At 71.5% G+C, this 22,817-nt stretch carries 14 protein-coding genes; 9 read left to right on the forward strand and 5 right to left on the reverse strand.

Annotated features, from left to right (window positions below; all coding sequences use genetic code 11):
* From ETD85_RS63690 to ETD85_RS43215, 4 genes are all read left to right on the forward strand, one after another.
* Window positions 1-195, forward strand: a 195-nt coding sequence (locus tag ETD85_RS63690) for a hypothetical protein (RefSeq protein WP_206059236.1), incomplete at its 5' end; no start/stop codon positions are given.
* A gap of 63 nt (window positions 196-258) precedes the next feature.
* The gene (locus ETD85_RS43205) at window positions 259-846 is read left to right on the forward strand and encodes a sugar O-acetyltransferase (RefSeq protein WP_240779811.1); all 588 of its coding nucleotides are present in this window, start codon (window positions 259-261) and stop codon (window positions 844-846) included.
* Window positions 843-1,418, forward strand: a complete 576-nt coding sequence (locus ETD85_RS43210; protein WP_138695640.1) for a TetR/AcrR family transcriptional regulator — start codon at window positions 843-845, stop codon at window positions 1,416-1,418. Before ETD85_RS43205 ends, ETD85_RS43210 begins: the two co-directional genes overlap by 4 nt.
* 141 nt (window positions 1,419-1,559) lie before the next feature.
* On the forward strand, window positions 1,560-1,835 hold the full coding sequence (locus tag ETD85_RS43215) for a carboxymuconolactone decarboxylase family protein (RefSeq protein WP_138695641.1): 276 nt from the start codon (window positions 1,560-1,562) through the stop codon (window positions 1,833-1,835).
* Between the two features lie 245 nt (window positions 1,836-2,080).
* Here ETD85_RS43215 and ETD85_RS43220 read toward each other — a convergent pair whose 3' ends face one another.
* Complete coding sequence (locus ETD85_RS43220) at window positions 2,081-2,443, reverse strand: YciI family protein (protein ID WP_138695642.1); 363 nt, start codon at window positions 2,441-2,443, stop codon at window positions 2,081-2,083.
* 172 nt (window positions 2,444-2,615) lie between these two features.
* Here ETD85_RS43220 and ETD85_RS43225 point away from each other — a divergent pair, with 172 nt between their 5' ends.
* The gene (locus ETD85_RS43225) at window positions 2,616-4,130 is read left to right on the forward strand and encodes an MFS transporter (protein ID WP_138695643.1); all 1,515 of its coding nucleotides are present in this window, start codon (window positions 2,616-2,618) and stop codon (window positions 4,128-4,130) included.
* A 106-nt stretch (window positions 4,131-4,236) separates the two neighbouring features.
* On the opposite strand, the gene ETD85_RS43230 is transcribed toward ETD85_RS43225, so the two are convergent.
* Together ETD85_RS43230 and ETD85_RS43235 are read right to left on the reverse strand one after the other, a co-directional pair.
* On the reverse strand, window positions 4,237-5,067 hold the full coding sequence (locus ETD85_RS43230; protein WP_138695644.1) for a carbohydrate deacetylase: 831 nt from the start codon (window positions 5,065-5,067) through the stop codon (window positions 4,237-4,239).
* The gene (locus ETD85_RS43235) at window positions 5,064-6,476 is read right to left on the reverse strand and encodes an MFS transporter (protein ID WP_138695645.1); all 1,413 of its coding nucleotides are present in this window, start codon (window positions 6,474-6,476) and stop codon (window positions 5,064-5,066) included. The genes ETD85_RS43230 and ETD85_RS43235 overlap by 4 nt, the downstream gene beginning before the upstream one ends.
* A 242-nt stretch (window positions 6,477-6,718) precedes the next feature.
* Here ETD85_RS43235 and efeB point away from each other — a divergent pair, with 242 nt between their 5' ends.
* On the forward strand, window positions 6,719-7,915 hold the full coding sequence (efeB, locus tag ETD85_RS43240; protein ID WP_206059237.1) for an iron uptake transporter deferrochelatase/peroxidase subunit: 1,197 nt from the start codon (window positions 6,719-6,721) through the stop codon (window positions 7,913-7,915).
* 62 nt (window positions 7,916-7,977) lie between these two features.
* Here efeB and ETD85_RS43245 read toward each other — a convergent pair whose 3' ends face one another.
* Both ETD85_RS43245 and ETD85_RS43250 read right to left on the reverse strand, forming a co-directional pair.
* Window positions 7,978-8,664, reverse strand: a complete 687-nt coding sequence (locus ETD85_RS43245) for a hypothetical protein (protein ID WP_138695646.1) — start codon at window positions 8,662-8,664, stop codon at window positions 7,978-7,980.
* Window positions 8,665-8,667: 3 nt separating this feature from the next.
* Window positions 8,668-16,299, reverse strand: coding sequence for a polymorphic toxin-type HINT domain-containing protein (locus tag ETD85_RS43250; protein ID WP_170247150.1), 7,632 nt, complete (start codon window positions 16,297-16,299; stop codon window positions 8,668-8,670).
* Window positions 16,300-16,833: 534 nt separating this feature from the next.
* Here ETD85_RS43250 and ETD85_RS43255 point away from each other — a divergent pair.
* The 3 genes from ETD85_RS43255 to ETD85_RS43265 form a co-directional block, all read left to right on the forward strand.
* Window positions 16,834-18,309, forward strand: a complete 1,476-nt coding sequence (locus tag ETD85_RS43255) for a three-helix bundle dimerization domain-containing protein (protein WP_240779812.1) — start codon at window positions 16,834-16,836, stop codon at window positions 18,307-18,309.
* A gap of 473 nt (window positions 18,310-18,782) precedes the next feature.
* Window positions 18,783-19,616 (forward strand): polyprenol monophosphomannose synthase, encoded by an 834-nt coding sequence (locus ETD85_RS43260; protein ID WP_240779813.1) that lies wholly within the window; start codon window positions 18,783-18,785, stop codon window positions 19,614-19,616.
* 529 nt (window positions 19,617-20,145) lie between these two features.
* On the forward strand, window positions 20,146-22,817 hold a 2,672-nt coding region (locus tag ETD85_RS43265; protein WP_170247151.1), incomplete at its 3' end, for an AfsR/SARP family transcriptional regulator.

The following is a 22,817-nucleotide window of genomic DNA, read 5'->3' on the forward strand; positions in this document are numbered from 1 at the left end:
CAGCCCCCGCCGCCGGCCGACGAGCGCTCCGAGCTGATCTGGCTGCGCAAGGAGAACGCGGAACTGCGCGAGGCGCACGCGCGGCTGCGCGCGGCGAACGCTGGGCTCCAGGGGGAGAACGCCGAGCTGCGCAAGGAGCTCGACGTGCTCATGCAGAGCGTGTCCGCGTGGGTCAAGAATCTGGCCGAGCGCTGAGGCGCGGCCCGCGGCCTCCCGTCTATACGTACATATGTACATTTGCTGGGTACGCTCGTACGCATGATGCCTGAAACGGATGGCCGCTCGATGCGTGCGCGGATGCTCGCCGGCGACCTGTACATAGCCGACGACCCGGAGCTGGCCGAGCACAACCTGCGGGCCATGGACCTGATGGAGGCGTTCAACGCGACCCCCGCCCGCGACCCGCAGGAGCGGCGCCGGCTGCTCGCCGAGCTGCTGGGCGCGATCGGCGAGGGCACGGAGATCCGGCCGCCGCTGCGGGTCGACTACGGCAGCCACATCCGCATCGGCGCCCGCTCGTTCGCCAACTTCGGCCTCGTCGCCCTGGACGTCGCGCCGATCACGATCGGCGACGACGTGCAGATCGGGTCGTACGTGCAGCTCATGACCCCGACGCATCCGGTCGACCCGGAGCCGCGCCGGGCGAAGTGGGAGGCCGCCCGGCCGATCACCATCGGCGACAACGTGTGGCTGGGCAGCGGGGCGATCGTCCTGGCCGGGGTCACGATCGGGGCGAACACCGTCGTGGGCGCCGGATCGGTGGTCACCCGCGACCTCCCGGCGAACGTGGTCGCCGTGGGCAACCCCGCCCGGGTGATCCGCGCGATCGGAACAAGTCCGGCGTGAGCGGCCCGGCCCCCGAGCGATCACCCGTTCCGCGGCGGCCCCGGCGGCACGACCCCGGGCGGCGGGACCGGCTGATCGACGCCGCGCTCACCGTCATCGCCGAGCGCGGCGTCGCCGGGACGACGCACCGGGAGATCGCCCGGGTGGCGGACGTGCCGCTCGGCTCGATGACCTATCACTTCGCCTCCCTGGAGGAGGTGCTCACCGAGGCGTTCAGCCGGCACGCCGACGCGGTGGCCCGCGTCTTCGACGAGCGGCTGAGCGCCGCCGGGGACCGCGCCGCGGCGGTCGAGGCCGTCATCGGGCTGGTGTCGGACGACCTGCTCGGCTCGCGGCACGATCTCGTCCTCACCGTGGAGCTGTACGTGGCCGCGGCGCGCAACCCGGCCCTGAGAGCCGTCACCCAGACCTGGATGGCGCGCAGCCGCCAGGCGCTGGAGCGTCACTTCGACGCCACCACCGCCAGGGAGCTGGACGCGTTCATCGAGGGGCTCGTGCTGCACAGCGCCTTGTCGACCGATCCGATGACGCCCGCGCAGATCCGCCACGCCATCCACCGCCACCTGCGCTGATCCTCCTCACGCGCCGGGTGCTCGGGACCGCGCCGGCCGGACGCGCGATCGGCGCGCCGCCTCCCGGGGCCGCGCGGCGGTCACCTTTCGCCGCCGGTCTTCGTCAGGAAGGTGTCGATCACGGCTCCAGGGAGAGACCCCATGGACGCACGGATGAAGAACCCGGCTCAGGTCCCGCCCGGCGCGACGCAGGCGCTGCTCGGGCTGGGCCAGGCCATCGAGCAGGCCGCGCTGGCGCTGGCCGAGCAGGCCACCAGGCTGGCCGACGGCGGCCAGGTCGGCGACGAGGTGTGGGACGCGGCCGCCCGCCACTACTCCGAGACCGAGCCGGCCGGTCTGCTCATGGCGATCGCCACGGTCAACCTGTGGAACCGCCTCAACGCTCCCACCCGCCAGATCGCCGGATCGGCGTGGTGACGACCCCCGCGCCTCGTGCGCTCGGCCCTGCCGGTTCCGAACTGACCCTGGCTCGCCCCGGGCAGCGTCGCCGGCATCTCCTACAACGCCGCCTCGCCGACAGCCGCTCGGTGCGCGCCGGCGGCCAGGCGTCCGCCGGTGCGATGGCCGGCGTCCGTCCGGCGCGATCCGCTGATCGCGCCGGACGGGCGGCCGGCGTCATCCGGCCGGCGCGTACCCGGGCCGCCGGGTGGACAAGGAGGTCGTCACGCCTCGGGACCGGACTCGTGGATCACGGCGCGGACCTCCATGGCCGCGTACTTCGCGTCCGGCCACCTCGCCGCGATCTCCGTGGCCCGCTCCAGCGAGTCCACGTCCACGATGATGTGGCCGGCGAAGTGCTCCTTGGCCTCGGTGAACGGTCCGTCGGTGATCACCGTGGCGCCGTTGCGGACCCGTACCGTCCTGCCCTCGGCCGGATCGGCCAGGGCCTCGCCGCGGACGAGCTCGCCCGACTTGCTGAGCTCCTGCATGATGGCGCCCACATCGGCCATCAGCGCCTCGCGCTCGGCGTCGGACAGCTCTCCCACGAAACCGGGACGGTTGTGGATCAGCAGCATGTATTTCATCGTCAGCTCCTCACGGTGCGTTTTCTGCGTTCTCGTCAGCTAGTCGGAGCCGTACCGGCGTCCTCGACATCGACTCGCGATGGATCGTCCGGAAGATTTTCCCAGCTCGTGTAGAGGTGCCCAGGTCTGCTCCGACTCTCCCGTGTCAACACCGGGACGAGAGGTAAAAGACATGCAAGACAGAGCGATCGCGAAGGCCGGTCTGCGGGAGTGGCTGGGGCTGGGCGTGCTCGCGCTGCCCACCCTGCTCGTGGCCGTGGACATCAACGCGTTGTTCATGGCGCTGCCGCAGCTGAGCGCGGATCTGGGCACCAGCGGGGTCGAGCAGCTGTGGATCACCGACATCTACGGGTTCATGGTGGCCGGTCTGGTGACCACGATGGGGACGCTGGGCGACCGGGTCGGACGGCGGCGGCTGTTGCTGCTGGGCGGGGCGGCGTTCGCCGTCGCCTCCGTGCTGGCCGCGTACTCGGCGAGCCCGGCGGCACTGATCGCGTGGCGGGCGGTGCAGGGCGTCGCGGGCGCCACGTTGATGCCGTCCACGCTGGCGCTCATCACGAACATGTTCCGTGACGGCAGGCAGCGGGGCGTGGCCATCGCCGTGTGGGCGACCTGCCAGTTCACGGGCGGCGCGATGGGGCCGGTCGTGAGCGGGCTGCTGCTGGAGCACTTCTGGTGGGGGTCGGTGTTCCTGGTGGCGGTGCCGGTGATCGCGGTGCTGCTCGTGGCCGGGCCTGCGGTCCTGCCCGAGTTCCGCGGCGCGGACCCCGGCCGCCTGGACCTCGCCAGCGTGGCGCTGTCGCTGCTGGCGGTGCTGCCGGTCGTCTACGGGGTCAAGAGCCTGGCCGCCGCCGGCGGCGGCTCGCCGGTCGTGCCGCTCGTGGCGCTCCTGGTGGGCGGCGGGTTCGGCGTCGTCTTCGTACGCCGTCAGCTGCGTCTTGAGCACCCCCTCCTGAACCTGCGCCTGCTCACCCGCCAGTCCTTCGCCCTGATCCTGCTCGCCCTGGTGCTCGCGGGCATCGCCATGGCCGGCACGGGCCTGCAGGTCACGCAGTACCTGCAGTCGGTGCTCGGGTACCCGCCCGCCGAGGCGGCCCTGCTGTTCGCGCCCATGGGGCTGGGCGTCGCCCTGGGCACCATGCTGACCCCGGCGATCACCCGCTGGGTCAGCCCGAAGCGGGCCATCGCCGGCGGCCTGGTGATCTCGGCCGCCGGGTCGCTGCTGCTCACCGGCGAGGGCGTGCCGGCGGCGGTCGCCGGGGTGACCGTGCTGGCTCTGGGCACCGGGCCGCTGTTCGCGCTCGGCACCGGCCTGATCGTCGGGTCCGTGCCCCCGGAGCGCGCCGGCTCGGCCGCGTCGATGTCCGAGACCGCCAACTACCTCGGCGGCACGCTCGGCATGGCCCTTCTGGGCACGGTCGCCGCTGCGGTCTACCGTCACCAGGCGGGCGTCGCGCACCAGGCGTACGACACGGTCGCCGGCGCGGTGTCCGCCGCCGCGGCCCTTCCTCCGGAGCAGGCCACGGCGCTGATCCGGGCGAGCCACGAGGCGTTCATGAGCGGGCTGCACACGGTCGCGGTGCTCAGCGCCGCGCTCTTCGCGCTGCTCGCCGTCCTCATGGCGTGGCGGTTCCGGCCGGAACGCCCGCAGGAGGACCCCACGGCGATGCAGGCGGTCTCCTCTTGACCGTCGGGCGGGCGGCGGACCGGCCGGCTTCAGGGACGGCGGACGCCCGGCCCGCGGGTCAGGTCGACCGGCCGGCTTCAGGGACGACGGACGTGCGGCTCGTGGATCAGGTCCACCAGCCTGCGACGACCTCGACGCCCTCGCTCTCCAGGGCGGCGTGCCAGGCCGGGTCACGCAGGAGCCGGGTCTCCCACGTCCGCACGATGCCGTCCGGCCCCGTGACCGCGTCCTCGCGGGACGGGTGCAGGAACAACTCGCTCGTGCCCTCGGGAAGTGCGGCGAGCCGCCGGAGGTAGTCGTCCCGCAGGCGCTCGTAGGAACCGAGCTCGCGTGCGCTGCGCCGGTTGGTCGCGATCGTCTGCGGGATGGGCACGCCCAGCGCGTCGGCGAGGGCGACGGCGCGCTGGTGCGCCGTCGCGAGCTGCGGCGGGAGCGGCCCGCCGATGTACGGCTCCGGGTCACGGGGCAGCCGGAAGGCGAGGCCGTGGCGCGCGCACCACTCCAGCGCCTCGGCGAGCCATGACCGGCCGTGCAGGCCGTAGAGGGTGCCGGCGTGGGAGTCGGCCGCCTCCAGTGCGTAGCCCCGGTCTCGCATCCAGGCCAGCTGAGCCTCCGCCTCCCGTATGACGTCCTGGGCCTCGCCGCGGGCTCCGAGGACCATCGGATCGTCGCTGAGCGACCCGTCGGGATCGACGAGGCTCGCCGCGCCGTCGAGGGGCCGCCAGCGCGGGAGCCCGCGCTCGCTCGTGAGCGTCACGTGCAGCCGGGGCACGACGCCGAGCCGCCTGACCTGGTCCGCGGCCTGCTCGGCGGCGGGTGAGAGACAGATGAGGGTCGTCGCGCTGACGTGTCCATCGGCGAGCAGCGCGACGATGACCTCCGTCGTCCCGGGCTCCCTGGCGAGGTCGTCGGCCGTGATCACGACCCGGCGGCTCATCGGGGGCGCTCCGCGGCCGACTCGTCCGCGGGACCGGCGGGCGGCGGGTCGAGCGGCTCGTCCGCCGCGGGTGGTGTCTCGTCCGCCGCGGGTGGTGTCTCGATCGGGACCGAGACGAATCGCGCCGCGACCGCGCCGATCGCCGTCAGCACGAACGGGTAGACGCACAGGTACACGCGGAACGCGAGCCCGGGGTCGGCGCCGGGGTCGTCGCCCGAGTTGTAGCCGAAGAACACCCCCAGCGAGGTGAGCGCGAGCCCGGTCACGATCCCGTTGAGCCGGCCGAAGAAGCCGAACGCGGACAGGAAGAGCCCCTCGCGGTGCTGGCCGTTGCGTGCGGCGTCGGCGTCCAGCACCCGCGCGACGATGAGGTCGTTCGTCGCGAGCATGCCCGACCACCCGGCCCCGACGAGCACCCCCGCGGCGATCGCGGTGACGAGGTCGGTGGCGAAGAACAGCCCCGCGAAGCTGGCCGCGAGGATCGCGAAGGCGAGCCGCCAGGTCCACAGGGCGCCGCGGCGTGCGACGACGCGCGTCCAGAGCACGAGGGCGACCACCGAGACGAGGATGACGATGCCCTGGAGGTAGAGCGCGTTGCCGACCGGGAGCCCGAGCGAGTAGCGGACGTACAGCTGGATGCCCGAGAGCACGAGCGCCATGGCGATCCCGTAGCAGGCGCCGGTGAGCCCGACCGTCCAGAACATCGGGTTGCGCACGATCGACCACACGCTACGCAGCAGCACCGGCCGCTCGCGCGTGGAGTAGCGGGGGCTCTCGCGCGCGCTGAGCGCCATGAACACGATCACGACGAGCGCCACCGCGCCATAGATGATCGCGGTGGTCTGGAAGCCCTGGGTGGAGTCCTCGGTGCCGAACACCTGCGTCGTGAGCAGCGGGGTGACCGCGAGCGAGATCACGAGGGCCACGAGCTGGAAGCCCTGGCGCAGGCCGTTGGCCACGGCGCGGTCGCGCTCCTGCGGGAACAGCTCGGGGAGCAGCGCGCCGTAGTTCGCGTTGAGCATCGAGTCGAAAGCCTCGCACAGGATCGCGAACACCGCGAACCAGAGCAGGAGGCCCATGCCCTCCAGGGAGGCCGGCGCGGAGAAGAACGCGATCATGCAGGCCGCGAGCATCGGCGCGCCGACGAGCAGCCACGGCCGGCGCCGGCCGAACCGGGTCCGGGTGCGGTCGGAGAGGTGGCCGAGCACCGGGTTGTCGAGCGCGTCGATGACCGCGTAGATCACCATGACCACGCCGTAGGCGCGCACGTCGAGTCCGAGGATGTCGACGTAGTACAGGATCATCGATCCCTTGATCATGTTGATCGGGATCGAGGTGCCGAACATGCCGATGGCGTAGCGCCACGCGGGAGTCCGTTCCGGGGCGGGGGCCGTGCCGGGCTGGGACACGCGATCACCTTCCTTGGTGACGCCGCCGCCGGCCGGGCCCTGCGCGCTGTGTCACGCGTAAGAAGATGCAGACAAAAGGCACATGCTGTCAATGGTCAAGATTGCGTGGTCGCCGGTGCTCGGCTTGCATCCCTCGGCACGGCGCCGGCCGGAGCGAACGATCACCGTCCCGTGAGGCGTGACAGGACGAGCTGGGGCGGCGGGACGGCAGGATAAGGTCAAGATCTTCGGAGGGAGGTTCGGTGGGGAGACTGAGCAGGCGCGGGCTGCTGACCGCCTCTGGCGCGGGCGTGATGGCCGGCGCGGCGGCGACGGCGGGCGCCTTCCTGCTGGGCGAGCCGGAGCCGCCGGCGAGCGCGGCCCCGGCACAGGTCGTCGGCTTCCACGGGCCGCATCAGGCAGGCATCGCGACGCCCGTACAGGACCGGCTCCATTTCGCCGCCTTCGACGTGGCCGTGGGCACGCGAGAGGAGCTGGTCGCGCTCCTCGTCTCCTGGACCAGGGCCGCCGAGTCGATGACGGCGGGCCGGGTCAGCTCCGCCGACGACTCCGGCGAGGCCCTCGACCTGCCCGCCTCCCGCCTGACGCTGACCGTCGGATTCGGGCCCACGCTGTTCGAGCGGGCCGGGGAAGACCGCTTCGGCCTGGCCGCCTCGCGGCCGCCCGCGCTGGCCGACTTACCGCCCTTCCCCGGTGAGAAGCTCGACCCGGCACGCGGCGGCGGCGACATCGCCGTCCAGGCGTGCGCCGACGACCCGCAGGTGGCGGTGCACGCCATCCGCACGCTGGCCCGCATCGGGCTGGGCCGGGTGAGCGTGCGGTGGTCGCAGCTCGGGTACGGCAAGACCTCCTCGACCACGCCCGCCCAGCTCACCCCGCGCAACCTCATGGGCTTCAAGGACGGCACCGACAACATCGCGCACGACGACCATGCCGCGCTCGACCAGCATGTCTGGGTGAGCTCCGCCGACGGGCCCGCGTGGATGGCGGGCGGCAGCTACCTGGTCGCGCGGCGGATCCGCATGCACCTGGAGTCGTGGGACCAGGTCTCCGTGCAGGAGCAGGAGGCCACGATCGGCCGTACCAAGACCGGGGGCGCCCCGCTCGGCGGCAAGGGCGAGCGCGACGGCTTCGACCCGGCCACGCTCCCCGCCGACTCCCACGTGCGCCTGGCCCATCCCGCGTCCAACGGCGGCGTCCGGCTGCTGCGGCGCGGCTACTCCTTCGTGGACGGCAGCGACACCCAGGGGCGCATCGACGCGGGCCTGTTCTTCCTCGCCTACCAGCGCGACCCGCGCCGCCAGTACGTGCCCGTGCAGCGCAGGCTGGCCACCGACGACCGGCTCTCGACCTACATCCGGCACGTGGGGTCGGGCCTGTGGGCGTGCCCGCCCGGTGTGTCTCCCGGCGGGCACTGGGGCGACACGCTGCTGGGCTAGGAAACCGCGCCGTCTCCGCCTGGCCCCGCGCCGCCTCGCCCCGGGTCGCCCCGGGCCGGGAGCTAGAGCTCGTGCGGGCGGATCCAGCCGCCGGGCGCCAGCCGGGCGAGCTGCACCCGCAACAGCTCGCGCAGCGGCCCGCCGGGCTGCTCACCGTAGAGCTGGAGCAGCCTGCCCGGCCGCTCCAGGATCTCCTCGGGGTCGTCCTGGCGGTCGGTGTACTCGGTGATCAGCGCCGGCAGGCGGGCGGCGACGTGCTCGTCCAGCCCGAGCCTGGCCGCCGCGCACAGCTCGTACTCCCACGCCACCAGATAGCGCCAGAGCTTGTCCTCACCCTCGAAGTAGGCGCGGTCCAGCCGGGAGAAGGCGCCGAGCACCGCACCGTGGTCGCCGTCACGGTAGGCGAGCACGATGAGGTGGAACAGCGCCCACTGGTTCCCGGGCCGCAGCAGCTCCGCCCGCTCGAAAGCGGCCCGCGCCTCGGCGTGGGCGCCCACCAGGTAGAGCGCGTAGCCCCGCGCGCGGTGGGCGTCGGCCGAGCCGGGGTCCTGCTTCAGCAGCCGCTCGCTCTCGCGCAGCAACCGGCCGAACGTCTCGGGAACCTCCGGCCCGTCCTCCGCCGCCTCGATCAGCTCGCCGATCGAGGCCGGCCCGTCCGCCGGGGTGGGCCCGTCCGTCCCGACCGGCCCGTCGGCCGGGGTCGGCCCCGTGACCGGAGCCGGCCCGTCCGCCGGGGTGTCAGCGGGCAACGCTCACCATCCTCCGGAGTGGCCGGTGGATCTGCCGTTGGCCATCCAGCGCTTGGCGGTGGCGCGCAGCTCCCTCTCGATCTCCGGCAGCATACCCGGGTGCTCCCTGATGAAGCGTTCGAGGTCCCTGGCGGCGGCCTTGAAGCCTTCGCCGTGCCGGCCGCTCTCGAAGCTGGTGTCCCCCCGGTACCGGTCGCGGATCTCGCGCTTGACGGAGTTGGCCCACTCCGTCGGGGACAGCCAGCCGCAGGGGTACTTGGGACGCGGGCTGTTGTGGACGAGGACGTCGGTCCCGCCCTGGACCACGTGGTAGGTGTGCGGACCGTCCACGCTGAGGTTGTGGACCCGCTGGCTGTCGCGCTGCTCGGTCTCCACCGCCGACACCTGGACGAGGGTGCCCGCCGAGGTGCGCAGCCACATGCCCGGCCGCAGCTCGGAGGCGGGCAGCCAGGTCTTCAGCGCCGGCACCCAGAACGGATGGTTGTCGGTGGCGACCACCACCCCGCCCGCGATGCCCACCTTGACCAGGTCCTTGGCACCCTGGCTGGTCATGGTGGCCACGACCGGCTGCGAGCTCGTCCGCCCGGTGGCGGGGTCGGTCGCGAGGACCCGGTCGCCGACCGCCACCTCCTCGATGGCCTTGGCGCTGCCGTCGGCCATCCGCACCTTGGTGCCCGGCACGAAGCTGCTGGTCAGTCGGCAGGTCTTGCCGACGCTCTCCACCGCCTCGTCGCCGTACCTGCCGAAGCGGGCGAACTTGGTGCCGCCGAAGGTGAGCGAGCCCAGGGCGCCTTCCAGGCAGCCCTTGCCGAAGCCCCTGGCGTAGTCGCCGAAGGAGTGCTTGCGGCCGAGCAGCGCACCGGCGATGGTGTTGACCAGTCCGTTGCCGACGCAGGCGCCGGCGGCCGCCACCACCTGCGGCGGGATCGTGCCGTCGGGGTCGGTGTAGTCGACCGGGTCGCCCAGCGCGTACTCGTAGAGGTTGTAGCCGCCGCCGAAGCCGATGGTGTCCTCGGAGACGAAGCGGCGCAGCGACGGGGAGTACAGGCGGGATCTGTTGTCCTGCAGCCCGCCCGGGATCGGCGCGCCGGAGACGCGGCCGGTCCAGCGCACGGTGTTGGGGTCGTCGGTCGCGGAGGACGTGGTGGCGCCGAACAGGTCGTAGCCGTAGGTGGTGGTGATCTGGCCCGAGCCGTCGGTCAGGGCCAGCGTGGAGCCGAGCGCGTCGGGGAGCAGCCCCTGGACCTGGCCGTCGCCGCTGATCCGCGCGAGGGCCTCGTCCTGGCCGAAGCCGTTGAGGAAGGAGACGTCCACCCCGCCGGGTCCGGTCTGCCCGATCAGGGCGTCGCCGTCGAAGCGGAAGCGGGTGGTGTCGGAGCCCGTGGTGCTGCCGACCCGGCGTCCTGCCGGGTCGTAGCCGAGGGTCGTGGTGACGCTGCCGTCCGACACCGACACGAGCTCGCCGCGGGCGTTCCAGGTATAGGTGAAGATGCCGTCGGAGGTCAGGTTGCCGGCCGGGTCGTAGCCGAGGGTCCGGCCGCCGTTGCCGGTCAGCCGGTTGGCGTCGTCGTAGGTGAGGCCGGTCGCGGGCGCGGGGAGCTGGGCGCGTACGAGCGTGCCGTGCATCCGGGTCCGGCGCCCGAGCAGGTCGTAGTCGTAGGCCACGTCGCCGACGCCGGTGCTGCCCCGCTGGTAGCCGATCGAGGTCAGCAGGCCCGAGTCGTCGTAGCCGTAGGCGGCCGTGATCCCGCCGGGCAGGGACTTGGAGGTCAGCCGCGCGTCGTCGTCATAGCCGTACACGGTGCTGACCGCGCCCCGGGTGACCGACTTGAGCAGGCCGTTGGGGAAGTAGTCGTAGGCGACCGCCGGCTGGCCCGAGGCGGTCATGGACTTCAGCCGCCCGGCCGCGTCGTAGGAGTAGCCGACGGTCCCCGCCGAACTGGTCTCGGAGATCAGGTGGTCGAGGTCGTCGTAGCCGTAGATGATCTTCCCGGCGCCGGCGGTGCTGTCGCTCAGCTCGCGGATGCGGCCTCTGGCGTCGTACAGGGCGCTCTGCGTCGACTCGAAGCTCTGGCCGTTCTTGCCGAAGCCGGTGAAGGTGGCCCGGCCGAGCTCGTCGTAGCGGTACTCGGTGACCTTGCCGCGCCGGTCGGTGACCGTGGACAGGCGGTTCATGCCGTCGTAGGTGAAGGTGTCCTTCGCCCCGAGCGGGTCGGTGCGTTCGAGCAGCCTGTCGGCGTTGTCGTAGCGGTAGGAGGTGATCTTTCCGCGGGCGTCCTCGACCGAGGTGATGTTGCCGTTCTCGTCGTAGCCGAAGGTCGTCTCGTCGCCGCCCGCGTCGGTGACCGACCTGAGCATGTCGGCCGCGTCGTAGACCCGGGCGGTCGAGGTTCCGTCAGGGGCGATCGTCTCGACCACGCGGTTGGCCGCGTCCCGGACGAAGCGGGTCTTGCGTCCCTCCGGGTCGGTCACCGTGCTCAGCGCGCCGTCGACATAGTCGTAGGTGGTGACGCGCCCCTGCGGGGTGGTCCGGGTGCGCGGGTGCCCCTGGGCGTCGTAGCTGGTCTTCCAGGTACGGCCCAGCGCGTCGGTGATCTTCTCGGGGTTGCCGCGCGCGTCGTACTCGAAGCGGGTGACGGCTCCCGTGGGGTCGGTCAGCGTGTCCGGCCTGCCGTACGGAGTGCCCTGGTACGTGGCGCGGCCGGTCACGGTGGCCGCCCCCGCCGCGCCCTTGAGCTCCAGGGGGTTGCCCGCGGCGTCGTAGGTGATCGTCGTGGTCCGGCCGAGGCCGTCGTCGATCGTCCTGGGCAGGTCGCTGTCCGGGTCGCGGGTGATCCTGATGGTGTGCTCGCGGTCGGTGCCCGCCGCCTGGGTGTCCGTGGCCAGGTAGCCGAGGTCGTCGTAGGTGGTCTTGCGTACGGCGCCGTCCGGCTCGGTGACCTGGGCGGCGACCACGCGCGTGCCGTCGAGGGTGTAGGTGAAGGCGTAGGTGCCCTGGCCGAGGATCGTCTGGGTGGCGACCCTGCCGTTGGCGTCGTAGACGTTGGCCAGGTAGGTGTGGCCGCGGGAATCGGTGATGGCGTTCATCCGGCCGGCGGCGTCGTAGCCGTAGGTGGTGGCCAGGCCGGTCGGGCCGGTCACGGTCCTGAGCCGGTCGCTCTCGTAGCCGTACGTCACCGAGCGGCCCGCGTTGTCCTCCACCTTGGTGACCCGGTCGGCGTCGTCGTGCGAGTAGCTGAGCCAGAACCCGTTCGGCGAGTGGACCTCCGTGACCGGCCCGAGGTAGCTGCCGAAGCTGTTCTTGTACTTGCGCAGGATCTTGACGGTGTTGCCCTGCACGTCACGGATCTCCTGCAGCGGCGCCTCGTCACCGAAGACGTAGGTCAGGCCGTTGCGCAGCTTGAGGTGCCAGCCGCCCCGGTTGCACTCGCCCACGTAGTGGAAGCCGGACCCGGTGAACTCCGGCGAGGTGTCTCGGGCCTCGAAGACCGCGTCACAGAACCCGGTGCCGGGCGAGGTCCGCACGTAGTGCACCTGGGACCCGTCGGGGAAGTTGAGGTCGGCCTCCTGGTACTGCCGGCGCGACGACAGGTACATGTTGTACAGGTCGTTGCTCCCGATGCCCATGGAGCGCTTGCGGGTGTCGCCCGGGTTGTAGCCGCGGTTGACGGCCAGCGGCAGGACGTCGTCCACCATGAGGTCGGTCTGGCTCATGGTGAACAGCCCGCTGCCGAGGTCGACGGGGTCGCCCGAGGCGTTCATGAACTTCAGCAGCCACTTCCACAGCGGCTCCTCGTTGCCCGGCACGTTGATCATGGCGCCGTCGAAGTCGGAGATCGCCGTGGCCGCGTCGGGGACGACCTGCCGGGCGGCCTGGTCGACCTTGCCCGCGCCGAAGATCTCCCAGCCCTCTCCGCTCTTGTCGTAGTGCCAGAAGTTGACGCGCTGCCCCGCCGGAAGCTTCAGGTAGTTCGGGTAGGTGATCTTGGCGGTCCCGCCCACCAGACGGCCGCCGGCCGGCTGGACCGTGTAGTAGACGGGCACCCGCACGCCGTCCGGCATGGGGATCGGCGTGCGGTCCACCGGGATCGGGGTGACGCCGACGCGCCGTACGGGCTTGCCGTCGGCGTCCTCGATCGTCACGCCCGCCGGGATGCGTACCTCCAGGCCGGGCACGCCCGGGTTGGAGAGCACGACCTCCTTGGTGGTCGGCGAGGGGATGTCGATCTCGTAGTCGGTGTCCAGGGCCGGCAGGTAGGGCGTGTAGAACAGCTCGTTGCCGCCCGCCTTGAGCGGCACCTGCACGTCGAACACGCCGTAGGTGAGCTTGCTCGTCGAGGCGCTGCGGCCGTCGATCCGCAGGCGGCGCACGCCCGGGCGCAGGCCGGTGAGGTGGAAGGCGCCCTTGGCGTCCGTACGGGCCTCTTGGCCGTCGGCGCGCAGGGTGACGCCGGGCAGCGGCAGCCCGGCGGTGGTCTTCACGACCCCGGTGAGGCTCGCCTCCTTGGGCTTCTTCGCGGTGAACGTCGCCACGGGCGCGCCGCGCTCGACCCCCTCGGGCAGCTTCTCCCGAGCCGTCTCGCTCGGCTTGGCGGCCTGCTTGCCGGCGCTCGCGGCGGTCGCGACCGCGACGCGGATGGTGGCCGCCCCGATCTCGTCGTCCTTGGGGTTGAGCTTCATGGTGTAGGTGCCGGCGGCGGTCAGCGTGGTGGTCTTGGTGCCGTTCTTGGACAGGCAGGAGGACCACAGGCGCGCGCCGGTGGGCGGCCACAGCTCCGTGGTGAGGCAGCTCGTGTACGTCTCGTCCACGATGGTGATCTTGATGCTCTGCCCGGAGGTGGCGGTGAAGGTGACCGCCGAGTTCTGCCCGGCCTTGGTCGTGGTGACCGTGACGTCCGCCCCGCCGACGGTCGCCGCCTTCTGCGCGTCGGCGGGCACGCCGACCAGGGCGACCGTGATCGTGCCCGTCCAGGCGTCCTTCGGGTCGAAGACCAGCCGGTACGCCCCGGCGACGGGCAGCTCGAGCGTGTCGATGTACTCGGCCGTCTGGTAGATGCAGGTGTCCTTGGCCAGCTCGGTGCCGTCCGGCTTGAGCAGCCGCACGTCCAGCGCGCACGCCGGAGCGCCCGCCGGGACGGTCAGCTTGATGAAGATCCGCTGCCCAACCGCGCCGGTGAAGGTGACCGCCCCGCCCTGGCCCGGCTTGGCGATCGCCACGGCGGCCGGGGTGGCGTCCGGCGAGGTCGGCACGGTGGCGTCGGCGGGGACGCCGGTCAGAGCGAACGTCAGCGTGCCCGTCCAGGCGTCCTTCGGGTTGATCGTGAACCGGTAGGCGCCGTCCGCGGGCAGGGTGACCGTGTCCAGGTACTCGGCCGCCTGGTAGAGGCAGGTGTCCTTGACCAGCTCGGTGCCGTCCGGCTTGAGCAGCCGCACGTCCAGCGAGCAGGCCGGGGCGCCCGCCGGAATGGTCACCTTGGTGAAGATCCGCTGTCCGGCCGTGCCGGTGAACGTGACCGCCCCGCCCTGGCCCGGCTTGGCGATCGCCACCGAGACCGCCGCCGCGTCCGGCGAGGTCGCCACCACCACGTCCGCGGGCACGTTCAGCACCTGCAACGTCGGAGTGCCCGTCCAGGCGTCCTTCGGGTTGACCGTGAACCGGTAGGCGCCGTCCGCGGGCAGAATGACCGTGTCGAGATACTCGGCCGCCTGGTAGGCGCAGCTGTTCCGAGCCAGCTCGGTGCCGTCCGGCTTGAGCAGCCGCACGTCCAGCGCGCACGCCGGGGCGCCCGCCGGGACGGTCACCTTGGTGAAGACCCGCTGCCCCGCCGTGCCGGTGAACGTGACCGCCCCGCCCTGGCCCGGCTTGGCGATCGCCACCGAGGCCGCCGCCGCGTCCGGCGAGGTCGCCACCACCACGTCGGCAGGCACGTTCAGCACCTGCAACGTCGGAGTGCCCGTCCAGGCGTCCTTCGGGTTGACCTTGTAGGTGTAGGTGCCGTCCGCGGGCAGGACGGTCGTGTCCAGGTATTCGGCCGCCTGGTAGAGGCAGGTGCTCCTGAGCAGCTCGGTGCCGTCGGGCTTGAACAGCCGCACGTCCAGCGCACAGGCGGGAGCGCCCGCCGGGACGGTCAGCTTGGTGAAGACCCGCTGCCCCGTCGTGCCGGTGAACGTCACCGTCCCGTTCTGGCCGGGCTTGACGATCGCCACCTCGGCGGGGACGGCGTCCGGCGAGGTCGACACGGCCACGTCGGCGGGCACGCCGGCCACCGCCGCCTTGTACGTGCCGGCGACCAGGCCCTTGGGATCGACGATCACCCGGTACGTACCGGCCGCCGGCAGCGTGACGGTGTCGAGGAAGGACTCCACCGCGTAGACGCACGTGTCCTTCACCAGATCGGTGCCGTCGGGGGCGCGCACGCTGGCGGTCACGTCGCAGGCCTTCGTGCCGGTCGGCATGCCGAGCTTGGTGAAGAGCCGCTGGCCGGCCGTTCCGGTGAAGGTGAAGACGGCCTGCTGGCCGGGGAGCGTCGTGGTGAGGGATCCCTGCGCCCCGTCCTGCGTGAGCTCGGCCGTGGCGTCCACCACGGCGGAGGCCAGCACGTCCACCTTTCCGGTCCCGTCGTTCTCCGGGTCGAGCAGCACGGCGTAGGTCCCGGCCTTCGAGCCTGGCGGCAGCTCCCATTCCCACGTGGTCGAGCACATGCTCTGGCTGTGCAGCGTGGCCCCGTCGGGGCCGTACACGGTGAGGGGAAGGCAGCCGGAGAAGGTCTTGCCGGACAGGTAGAGCATGGCGCGCTGGCCGGCCTCCACCTCGAACAGCGCCAGCGCGATCTGCTCCGCCGCGCCGACCTGGACCGCGGTGAGGGTGTTCTGGGCCAGCCGCACCGCGCCACCCGTGCCGACGTTGGCGGCCAGGTAGGGCGTGGGCGGGACGACCACGTCGCCGGACGAGACCGCGCTGCCGCCCGGGTTGACGACCTTCACGTGGCCGAACGCGGGTCCCGGCGGAAGCTTGACCTTCAGGTCGCCCGCGGTGGCCTGCGTCACCTGGATCTTCGATCCGTTGAGCGAGGTGACGTTGCGGATCTTGTCCGGGTCGAAGCCGCTGCCGGGCACCGCCAGCTCGGCTCCCGAGTCACTGACCTTGATGCCGGTCAGGGAGATCGCGGGCTTGGGCCGGCTTCCGGAGACCTTGAAGCCCGCCCAGGAGGCGGACTTGCCGCCGACGGTCACGGTGACGTCGCCCGAGGCGGCTCCGTCGGGGACCGTCACGGTGATGGTGTGGTCGGTGACGGCGCCGGGGGTCGCCGTGGTGCCGCCGAAGGAGACCCGCACCGCGGACTTGTCCGTGCCGAACGCGGTGCCGTAGACCGTCACGGCGGTGCCCGGGGTGGCGGCGGGCGGGGAGACCTGGGCGACCGCGAGCGTACCGGCGGGCAGGTCGCGGACCTCCGTGATGTTGCCCGCGGGGTCATGGCTGATCTTCGAGCCGTCGCCCGGCTGGGCGAACACACCGGTAACGCGGCCGTTGGCGTCGTGCGCGTACGACACGTCCGTGGCCTGCGCCGACGCCTGCTGCTCGGTGGCCGCTTCGCCCGTGGCCCGCACCGGCGTCGTGGCGGCGACCGGGGTCACGGCCGCGGCTGGAGCCGGAGGTGGAGCCGTGGGTGTGGCGGGTGCCAGACCGGCGACCAAGGCAGCAACGACTAAACCCGCGATCACCCGCATGAGAACGCTCCGGCTCAGATAATGATCAACCCGGGCAAACCATAAGGATCATTACAAAGGTCCGTCAATGATCTCGGACTAGGTTGTATGACACCCCAGCTCAGCTACCGAGCCGGCAGGGTCTTCCCGCGGTTGCCCCCGGCCTGCGTGAGCGTGCGCGCCCGCGCCGCAGCCGCGGCCGGGCGGTCCGCGTGGCTTGTCCGGCGGAGCCCGCCGCCCCCGGGTGTGAACGAGCATGAACGACGGCTGTTTCCGGCCGAATAAAAGGCCACCGGACGATGAACAAATGATTTCCGAAGCCCCTTCACCAGCGAGGTCGAATAAGAGAACCGGCCCGGTTATCGCGCATCCGAAAACCCTTATAAGGTTGGGCCCGGCGCGCCCGGGCAGGCACGGCTGCTTGCCGCGATATCTGAGCAATGCTAGGTCGAGGAGATACTGGTGAGTGTCGATACTCTCCGCGAGGAGCAGGCGATAAACCGGACGACCGATCACCTGATCCAGGTTTTCGCCGGCGCCCATCCCCCCGAGCATGTCGAGGGCGTGACGAAAGCGGCCCATCTCCGCTTCGCCGGCCATCCTGTCAGGGAGTTCGTCCCGATCCTGGTCGAGCGCATAGCCCGTGGAGAATTGACGGCACAGGTGGCGGCGAATGCGCAGGACCGGCCCACCGCGCCGCCGAAAACGTCCGCGGACGGCCAATCGGAGACCGCCACCACCGCCCAGAACGAGGCGAAGGCGGAATCGAACCCGGAGACCGCGGCCGACATTTCCGATTCATCTGGCATTCATTCTCCGGAAAGCGATCCGCCATCGCCGCCGCGGCTTTCCCGCGTCCGCGGCAAGAAATTTCTGTCGCTCATCCTGGTGGCCGCGGCCGTCGTTGTCGCCGCCGTGGTGGTCGTGAATGTCAGGCAGGCGCAAGTCCCGGCCCCGCCCCCGCTGACGATCGTGCGCGGTGTCATCGGCTCGGAGAAGAAGGCCTTCTTCGAGGACCCGCGAGTGGTGCGGGCTCTGGCCGGCAAGGGGGTGCGGGTCGAAGTCGAACCGGCGGGCTCACGCCAGATCGCCACCTCGGTCGACCTCGCGCGCTACGACTTCGCGTTCCCGTCGAGCGCACCGGCGGGCGAGTGGATCCAGCGTCAGCGGCGGATCAGCACGAAGTACACGCCGTTCTCCTCGCCCATGGCGATCGCGACGTTCCGGCCGATCGCGGATCTGCTGATCAAGGCGGGCGTCGCGAAGCAGGGCCCCGTCCTGGCCTTCAACGTCGGCCGCTACCTCGAACTGGTCACCACGGACGTGACGTGGGACCAGCTCCCGGGCAACGCCGCCTATCCGGTCGACAAGAGCGTCCTGGTCTCCACGACGGACCCCCGTACCTCGAACTCCGCCGCCATGTATCTGGCGATCGCCGGCTACGTCGCCAACGGCGGCAAGATCGTGCACGGCGCCGGCGCCGAGAAGAGCGTGCTGCCCCTGATGACCAAGCTCTTCACCAGCCAGGGTTACACCGACAACACCTCCGAGGGCCCGTTCCACGAATACCTCACGGTCGGCATGGGCCCGGCCCCGCTGGTCTGGATCTACGAGGCGCAGTTCATCGACGCCGCCACGCGCGGGCAGGTCAAGCCCGGGATGGTGCTGATGTACCCGTCGCCGACCGTGCTGTCCCAGCACACGCTGGTGCCGCTCAACGCATCGGGCGACCGTGTCGGACGCCTGCTGAGCACCGATCCGGAGCTGCAGAGGCTCGCCGCCGAGCACGGGTTCCGCTCGGGCGACACGGCCAGGTTCGCCGAGGTCGCCGCGGATCACCGGGTGCCCATCGCGACCGATCTCATCGACGTGGTCGACATCCCTTCCTACGACACCCTTGAGCACCTGCTCGACGGGGTCGCCAAGTCGTACGGCTAGCGGGAGGTGAGAGCCCGCCCGTCGGCGTTGGCGACGGGCCGGTCAGCGACGTGCGGTAGGCCAGGGCGGCCGCTCGCCCAAGGAGACCGGCGGGATGCGCCCGGGCCGTCCGGCGGTCCTCAGACGAGGTCGCGCACCGGCCGGGAGCGGGGCGGCCGGCCCTGCGGCGGGCGTCGCCGGCGGGGCCCCAACTCGATGATCGCCGGCTTCCCCTGACGAATCGCGGCCGAGCGGGCGGGTCCCGGGATTTCCATACGCAAACATTGACGCCACCGCTGACTAAACATAACTATTTCCTGTTATTCAGGAGAGGCGGCAACCAGCATCTTCCGGGCGCGGCCACTTATATTATCGGCGCCGCCTCGCTACAATTTCACTTGACAGGATTGATACTCGGTGAGCGAAATCCCTTCTCCCCCGCACGACGATCCACACCGAGTACCGCTGAAGCGAGTCACGCGAAAGGGAGCGTGATGATGAACATCGCGAGATCATATGTCAACGACACATCACCCCTGCCCTCGCCATGGCGAGACGCTCAGGTCGCGGTGGTGGTCCCCACCTATAACGAAGCCGGCAACATCGCCGAGCTGACGCGCTCGATCCACGCCCTGGACCTGCCCAACCTCATGCTGATCATCGTGGACGACGACTCGCCCGACGGTACCGGGTCCATCGCCGACGACCTCGCAGGACGGGCGAACGAGGACCGCCCGGGCAGCATGGTGGTGCTGCACCGCAAGGTGAAGGAGGGCATCGGGCGGGCCCACATCGCCGGCATGAAGGAGGCGCTCGCCAGAGGTGCGGATTATGTGGTGCAAATGGACGGCGACCTGAGCCACCGGCCCGAATACATACCCCGGATGCTGGGCACGATCATGTCCGCGCACGCCGGTGTGGTAATCGGCAGCAGATACGTGGCGGGCGGCTCGCTCTCCGCGGATTGGGGCCGGCACCGCCGCCTGCTGAGCAAGTTCGCCGGCCTCTACGTCAACGCCATCCTGAAACTCCCGCTACGCGACGCGACCGGCGGTTTCAAAATGTGGCGGCGTGACGTGCTCGAACGCATCGACCTCAATGCGATCCGCAGCGACGGATACAGTTTCCAGGTGGAGATGAACCACCTTTGCCGGCAGCTCGGGCAGTCGATCGTCGAAATTCCGATCCATTTCGAGGAGCGCAACGCCGGGTCCAGCAAGATTAGCTTCGCGGTTCAGCTCGAGTCGATGCTGACCCCGTTCGCCCTCCGGTTCGGCGGGCGGCGGCGGCCGGCCGGGCAGGCCGAGGCGGTCCGCTCCCTGAGGTGAGCCGCACCGTGGAAAGGCTCCTCCGCCCCGGGCGGGTACCCGCCCGGGGCGGAGAGGTTTTCGGAGGGCCCGTCCCGGCCGCGATCATGGCGCGAAAGGCGGTGCCCGGCCTCCACCCGCAGGCCGAACATACTGGTCAACGGGGCTCGTCGCGGCGGTTCGCGGGCCGATCACGGCCGCCCGCCGGCTCAGGAATCCCCTCGTCGCGCACGTCCGATTTGCGATGCCGTAATCCACCGGCCACAGGCCCGTTCCCGGCGGTGTCTTCACTTCTCCAGTAGGGCTGAGTACAGTTTCCGTGGCACACCGATACATTTCCTTGAATAAACAAATGTCCGGGCAGGGACATTGCTGGAGGGCGCGAGAAGGTCGCGCGGCGGCCGGTGAACCATTGGTGACAGGCACATGACGTTAAGTCAGGGCCGGAAAGCGATCCGAACACCTGCGAATATTCTGGGCGGGGGCCCGGTGAATATCTCTGGGGGCGAAGAACGTTCGCGCGAGGCCGGTGGACGAGATGGAGCAGGCGATGGTTCCAGTCTTGACGTACGGAATACTCGGTCCGCTGATCGTCCGCCGCGGTGAGGCGGAGGTCCCCGTCGCGGGGGTCCGGGACCGCACCGTGCTCGCCCGGCTCCTGCTCTCCCCCGGCGACGCCGTGTCCAAGGATCAGCTGATCGACGCCCTGTACGGAGACTCGCCGCGCAAGACCGCCTCCACGCAGATCCACGGCGCCGTCAAACGCCTGCGCTACCTCATGGGCGCCGCGTCGATCCAGACCGACAACGGCGGCTACGTGCTGGTCACCCCGCCCGAGGCGGTGGACGCCAACGTCTTCGAGCGGCTGGTCACCCTCGCCCGCACCGCTCTGCGCGCCGGGCGCACCGGCGACGCGGCCCGCGACCTGGTCCGGGCGCTGGAGCTGTGGCGCGGCCCGGCGCTGGCCGGTTTCGACGGCGAGATCTTCGCGGCCGAGGCCCGCAGGTGGGAGGAGCTGCGCCTGGCGGCGCTGGAAGAGCGCATCGAGACCCAGCTCGAACTGGGCCGATACACCGAGCTGATCCCCGAGCTGCACGTGCTGACCGCCAACCATCCGATGCGGGAGCGCTTCGCGGGCCAGCTCATGCTGGCGCTCTATCGCGCCCAGCGCACCACCGAGGCGCTGCGCACCTACACCGACCTGCGCAACCGGCTGGTGGACGAGCTGGGTGTGGACCCCTCGCCGGACCTGCAGCACCTGTACGAGCAGATCCTCCAGCAGGACTCCGCGCTCCACCATCTGCCCGAGCCCGCCTTCACCCCGCAGCAGCTTCCCGCCGGCCTGCCGTCGATGATCGGCCGGGACAGTGAGCTGAAGGTGGCCATGATGGCGCTGACCCCGCAGCAGCGCAGGCACCTGCCCGTGGTCGTCATCCTCGGCAACGGCGGCGTCGGCAAGACGACCGTGGCGCTGGAGGTCGCGCACCTCCTCACCGGCGACTATCCCGACGGCCAGCTCTTCGCCAACCTGGGCGGCGCGAGCGCGCGCCCGGCCCGGCCGCACGACGTACTCGGCCGGTTCCTGCGGGCGCTCGGCGTGAGCGCCCCGGCCATCCCCGCCGACCCGGAGGAGCGCTCGGAGCTGTTCCGTTCCCTGTCGGCGCGCAAGCGCCTGCTGCTCGTCCTGGACGACGCCGCCGACGCCCAGCAGATCGCGCCGCTGCTGCCCGGGAGCGCCGGGTGCGCGGTGCTCGCGACGAGCCGGGCCGACGCCTCCCAGTTCCACAGCGTCACCCTGATCCCGCTGCAGCCGTTCGACGCCCACGACGCCAGGGCGCTGCTGGCCCAGAGCGCGGGCACCGAGCGCATGGCGGCCGAGCCGGCGGCCGTGGAGCAGGTCATCGAACGGTGTCTCGGGCTGCCGCTCGCGCTGGCCATCGTCGGCTCCCGGCTCGCGGCCCGGCCCCACTGGCAGATCAGCAAGGTGGCCGCCAGGCTCACCGGCCGGCAGCGCATCCTGTCGGAGCTGCGCGAGGTCGAGCCGGTGCTGGAATGGGCGTACGGGGTGCTGGACGAGGAGAACCGCTCGCTGCTGCGCCGGCTCGGCCTGCTGGGCCAGCGGGGCGTGTCGCCCTGGATGGCGGCGGCCCTCGCCGACATCTCGGTGCCGGCCGCCGAGGAGCGTCTCGAACAGCTCGGCGAGGCCGGATTCCTCTCCCCGACGGGGGTGGGCGCCTACGAGGGGCTGACCTACACCTGCCACGACCTGGTGCTGGCGGTGGGGCACGACCGCGCGATGAAGGAGGATTCGCCGGAGGAGCGGGCGGCGGCGCTCCAACGCTCCTTCGGCGCGCTGCTCAGCATGAGCGACGCCGCCTACGTCGCCGTCCGCGGTGGCCACTGGGGGATCGTGCGCGGCGCCGCGCGGCGCTGGCTGCCGCCCGAGCCCTGGCTGGACCGGCTGCCGTCCGGCTGGGCCCCCGTGTGGCTGGAGTCGCAGCCCGCGCGCATCGCGGCGGCGGCGCAGCAGGCCGCGGAGCTGGGCGAGACGGAGTACTGCTGGGAGCTGGCGCTCGCCCTGTTCCCGCTGCTGGAGTCGGGCGGCCACTTCGAGCTGTGGCGGTCGATCACCGACTGCGGGCTCGCGGCGGCACAGAAGGCGGGCGACCTGCGCGGCGAGGCGGCCATGCTGTACTCGCAGGGCCACCGGGCCACGATCCGCCACGACCTGGCCGAGGCGCGGCAACTGCTCGAACGCTCCGCCGAGCTGTTCCGCGGCCTCGGCGACACCGGGGGCGAAGGGCTGGCGCTGAGCGACCTGGCCGCCATCAGCAGAACCGGCGGCGACCTGTACGGGGCGGAGAAGACGTATGCCAAGGCCGCGGATCTGCTCTCGCAGGCGGGCGACCGCGCGGGCGAGGCGGGAGCGGTGCACGGCATCGCCAAGATCTATCTGGACCGGCACGCTGACTGGACGGCCCGCATCTACCTGGAGAAGGCGAGGCTGCTCGTGCACTCGGCGGGCAACCTCGGGCTGGAGGCGCAGATCCTGCACAGCATGGCGGTGCTCGACGCCCATGCCGGGCATCTCGACACCGCCGAGACGGGGTTCCAGAACGCCCTGAAGGTCATCCGCTCGCTCGACCACCTGGTCGGGACCGCGTTCATCCTGGTCGACCTGGGGGCCCTGCAGCCTGTCTCTTATACACCTCTGACGCAGCC

It is taken from the genome of Nonomuraea zeae, from assembly GCF_005889725.1.
Taxonomy (GTDB): Bacteria; Actinomycetota; Actinomycetes; order Streptosporangiales; family Streptosporangiaceae; genus Nonomuraea; species Nonomuraea zeae.

Coding starts and splice junctions, on each gene's coding strand:
- ETD85_RS43220 (WP_138695642.1), bottom strand. CDS start 2,443: ATGAAATACATGCTGCTGATCCACAACCGTCCCGGTTTCGTGGGAGAG.
- ETD85_RS43230 (WP_138695644.1), bottom strand. CDS start 5,067: ATGAGCCGCCGGGTCGTGATCACGGCCGACGACCTCGCCAGGGAGCCC.
- ETD85_RS43205 (WP_240779811.1), top strand. CDS start 259: ATGATGCCTGAAACGGATGGCCGCTCGATGCGTGCGCGGATGCTCGCC.
- ETD85_RS43225 (WP_138695643.1), top strand. CDS start 2,616: ATGCAAGACAGAGCGATCGCGAAGGCCGGTCTGCGGGAGTGGCTGGGG.
- ETD85_RS43215 (WP_138695641.1), top strand. CDS start 1,560: ATGGACGCACGGATGAAGAACCCGGCTCAGGTCCCGCCCGGCGCGACG.
- ETD85_RS43260 (WP_240779813.1), top strand. CDS start 18,783: ATGATGAACATCGCGAGATCATATGTCAACGACACATCACCCCTGCCC.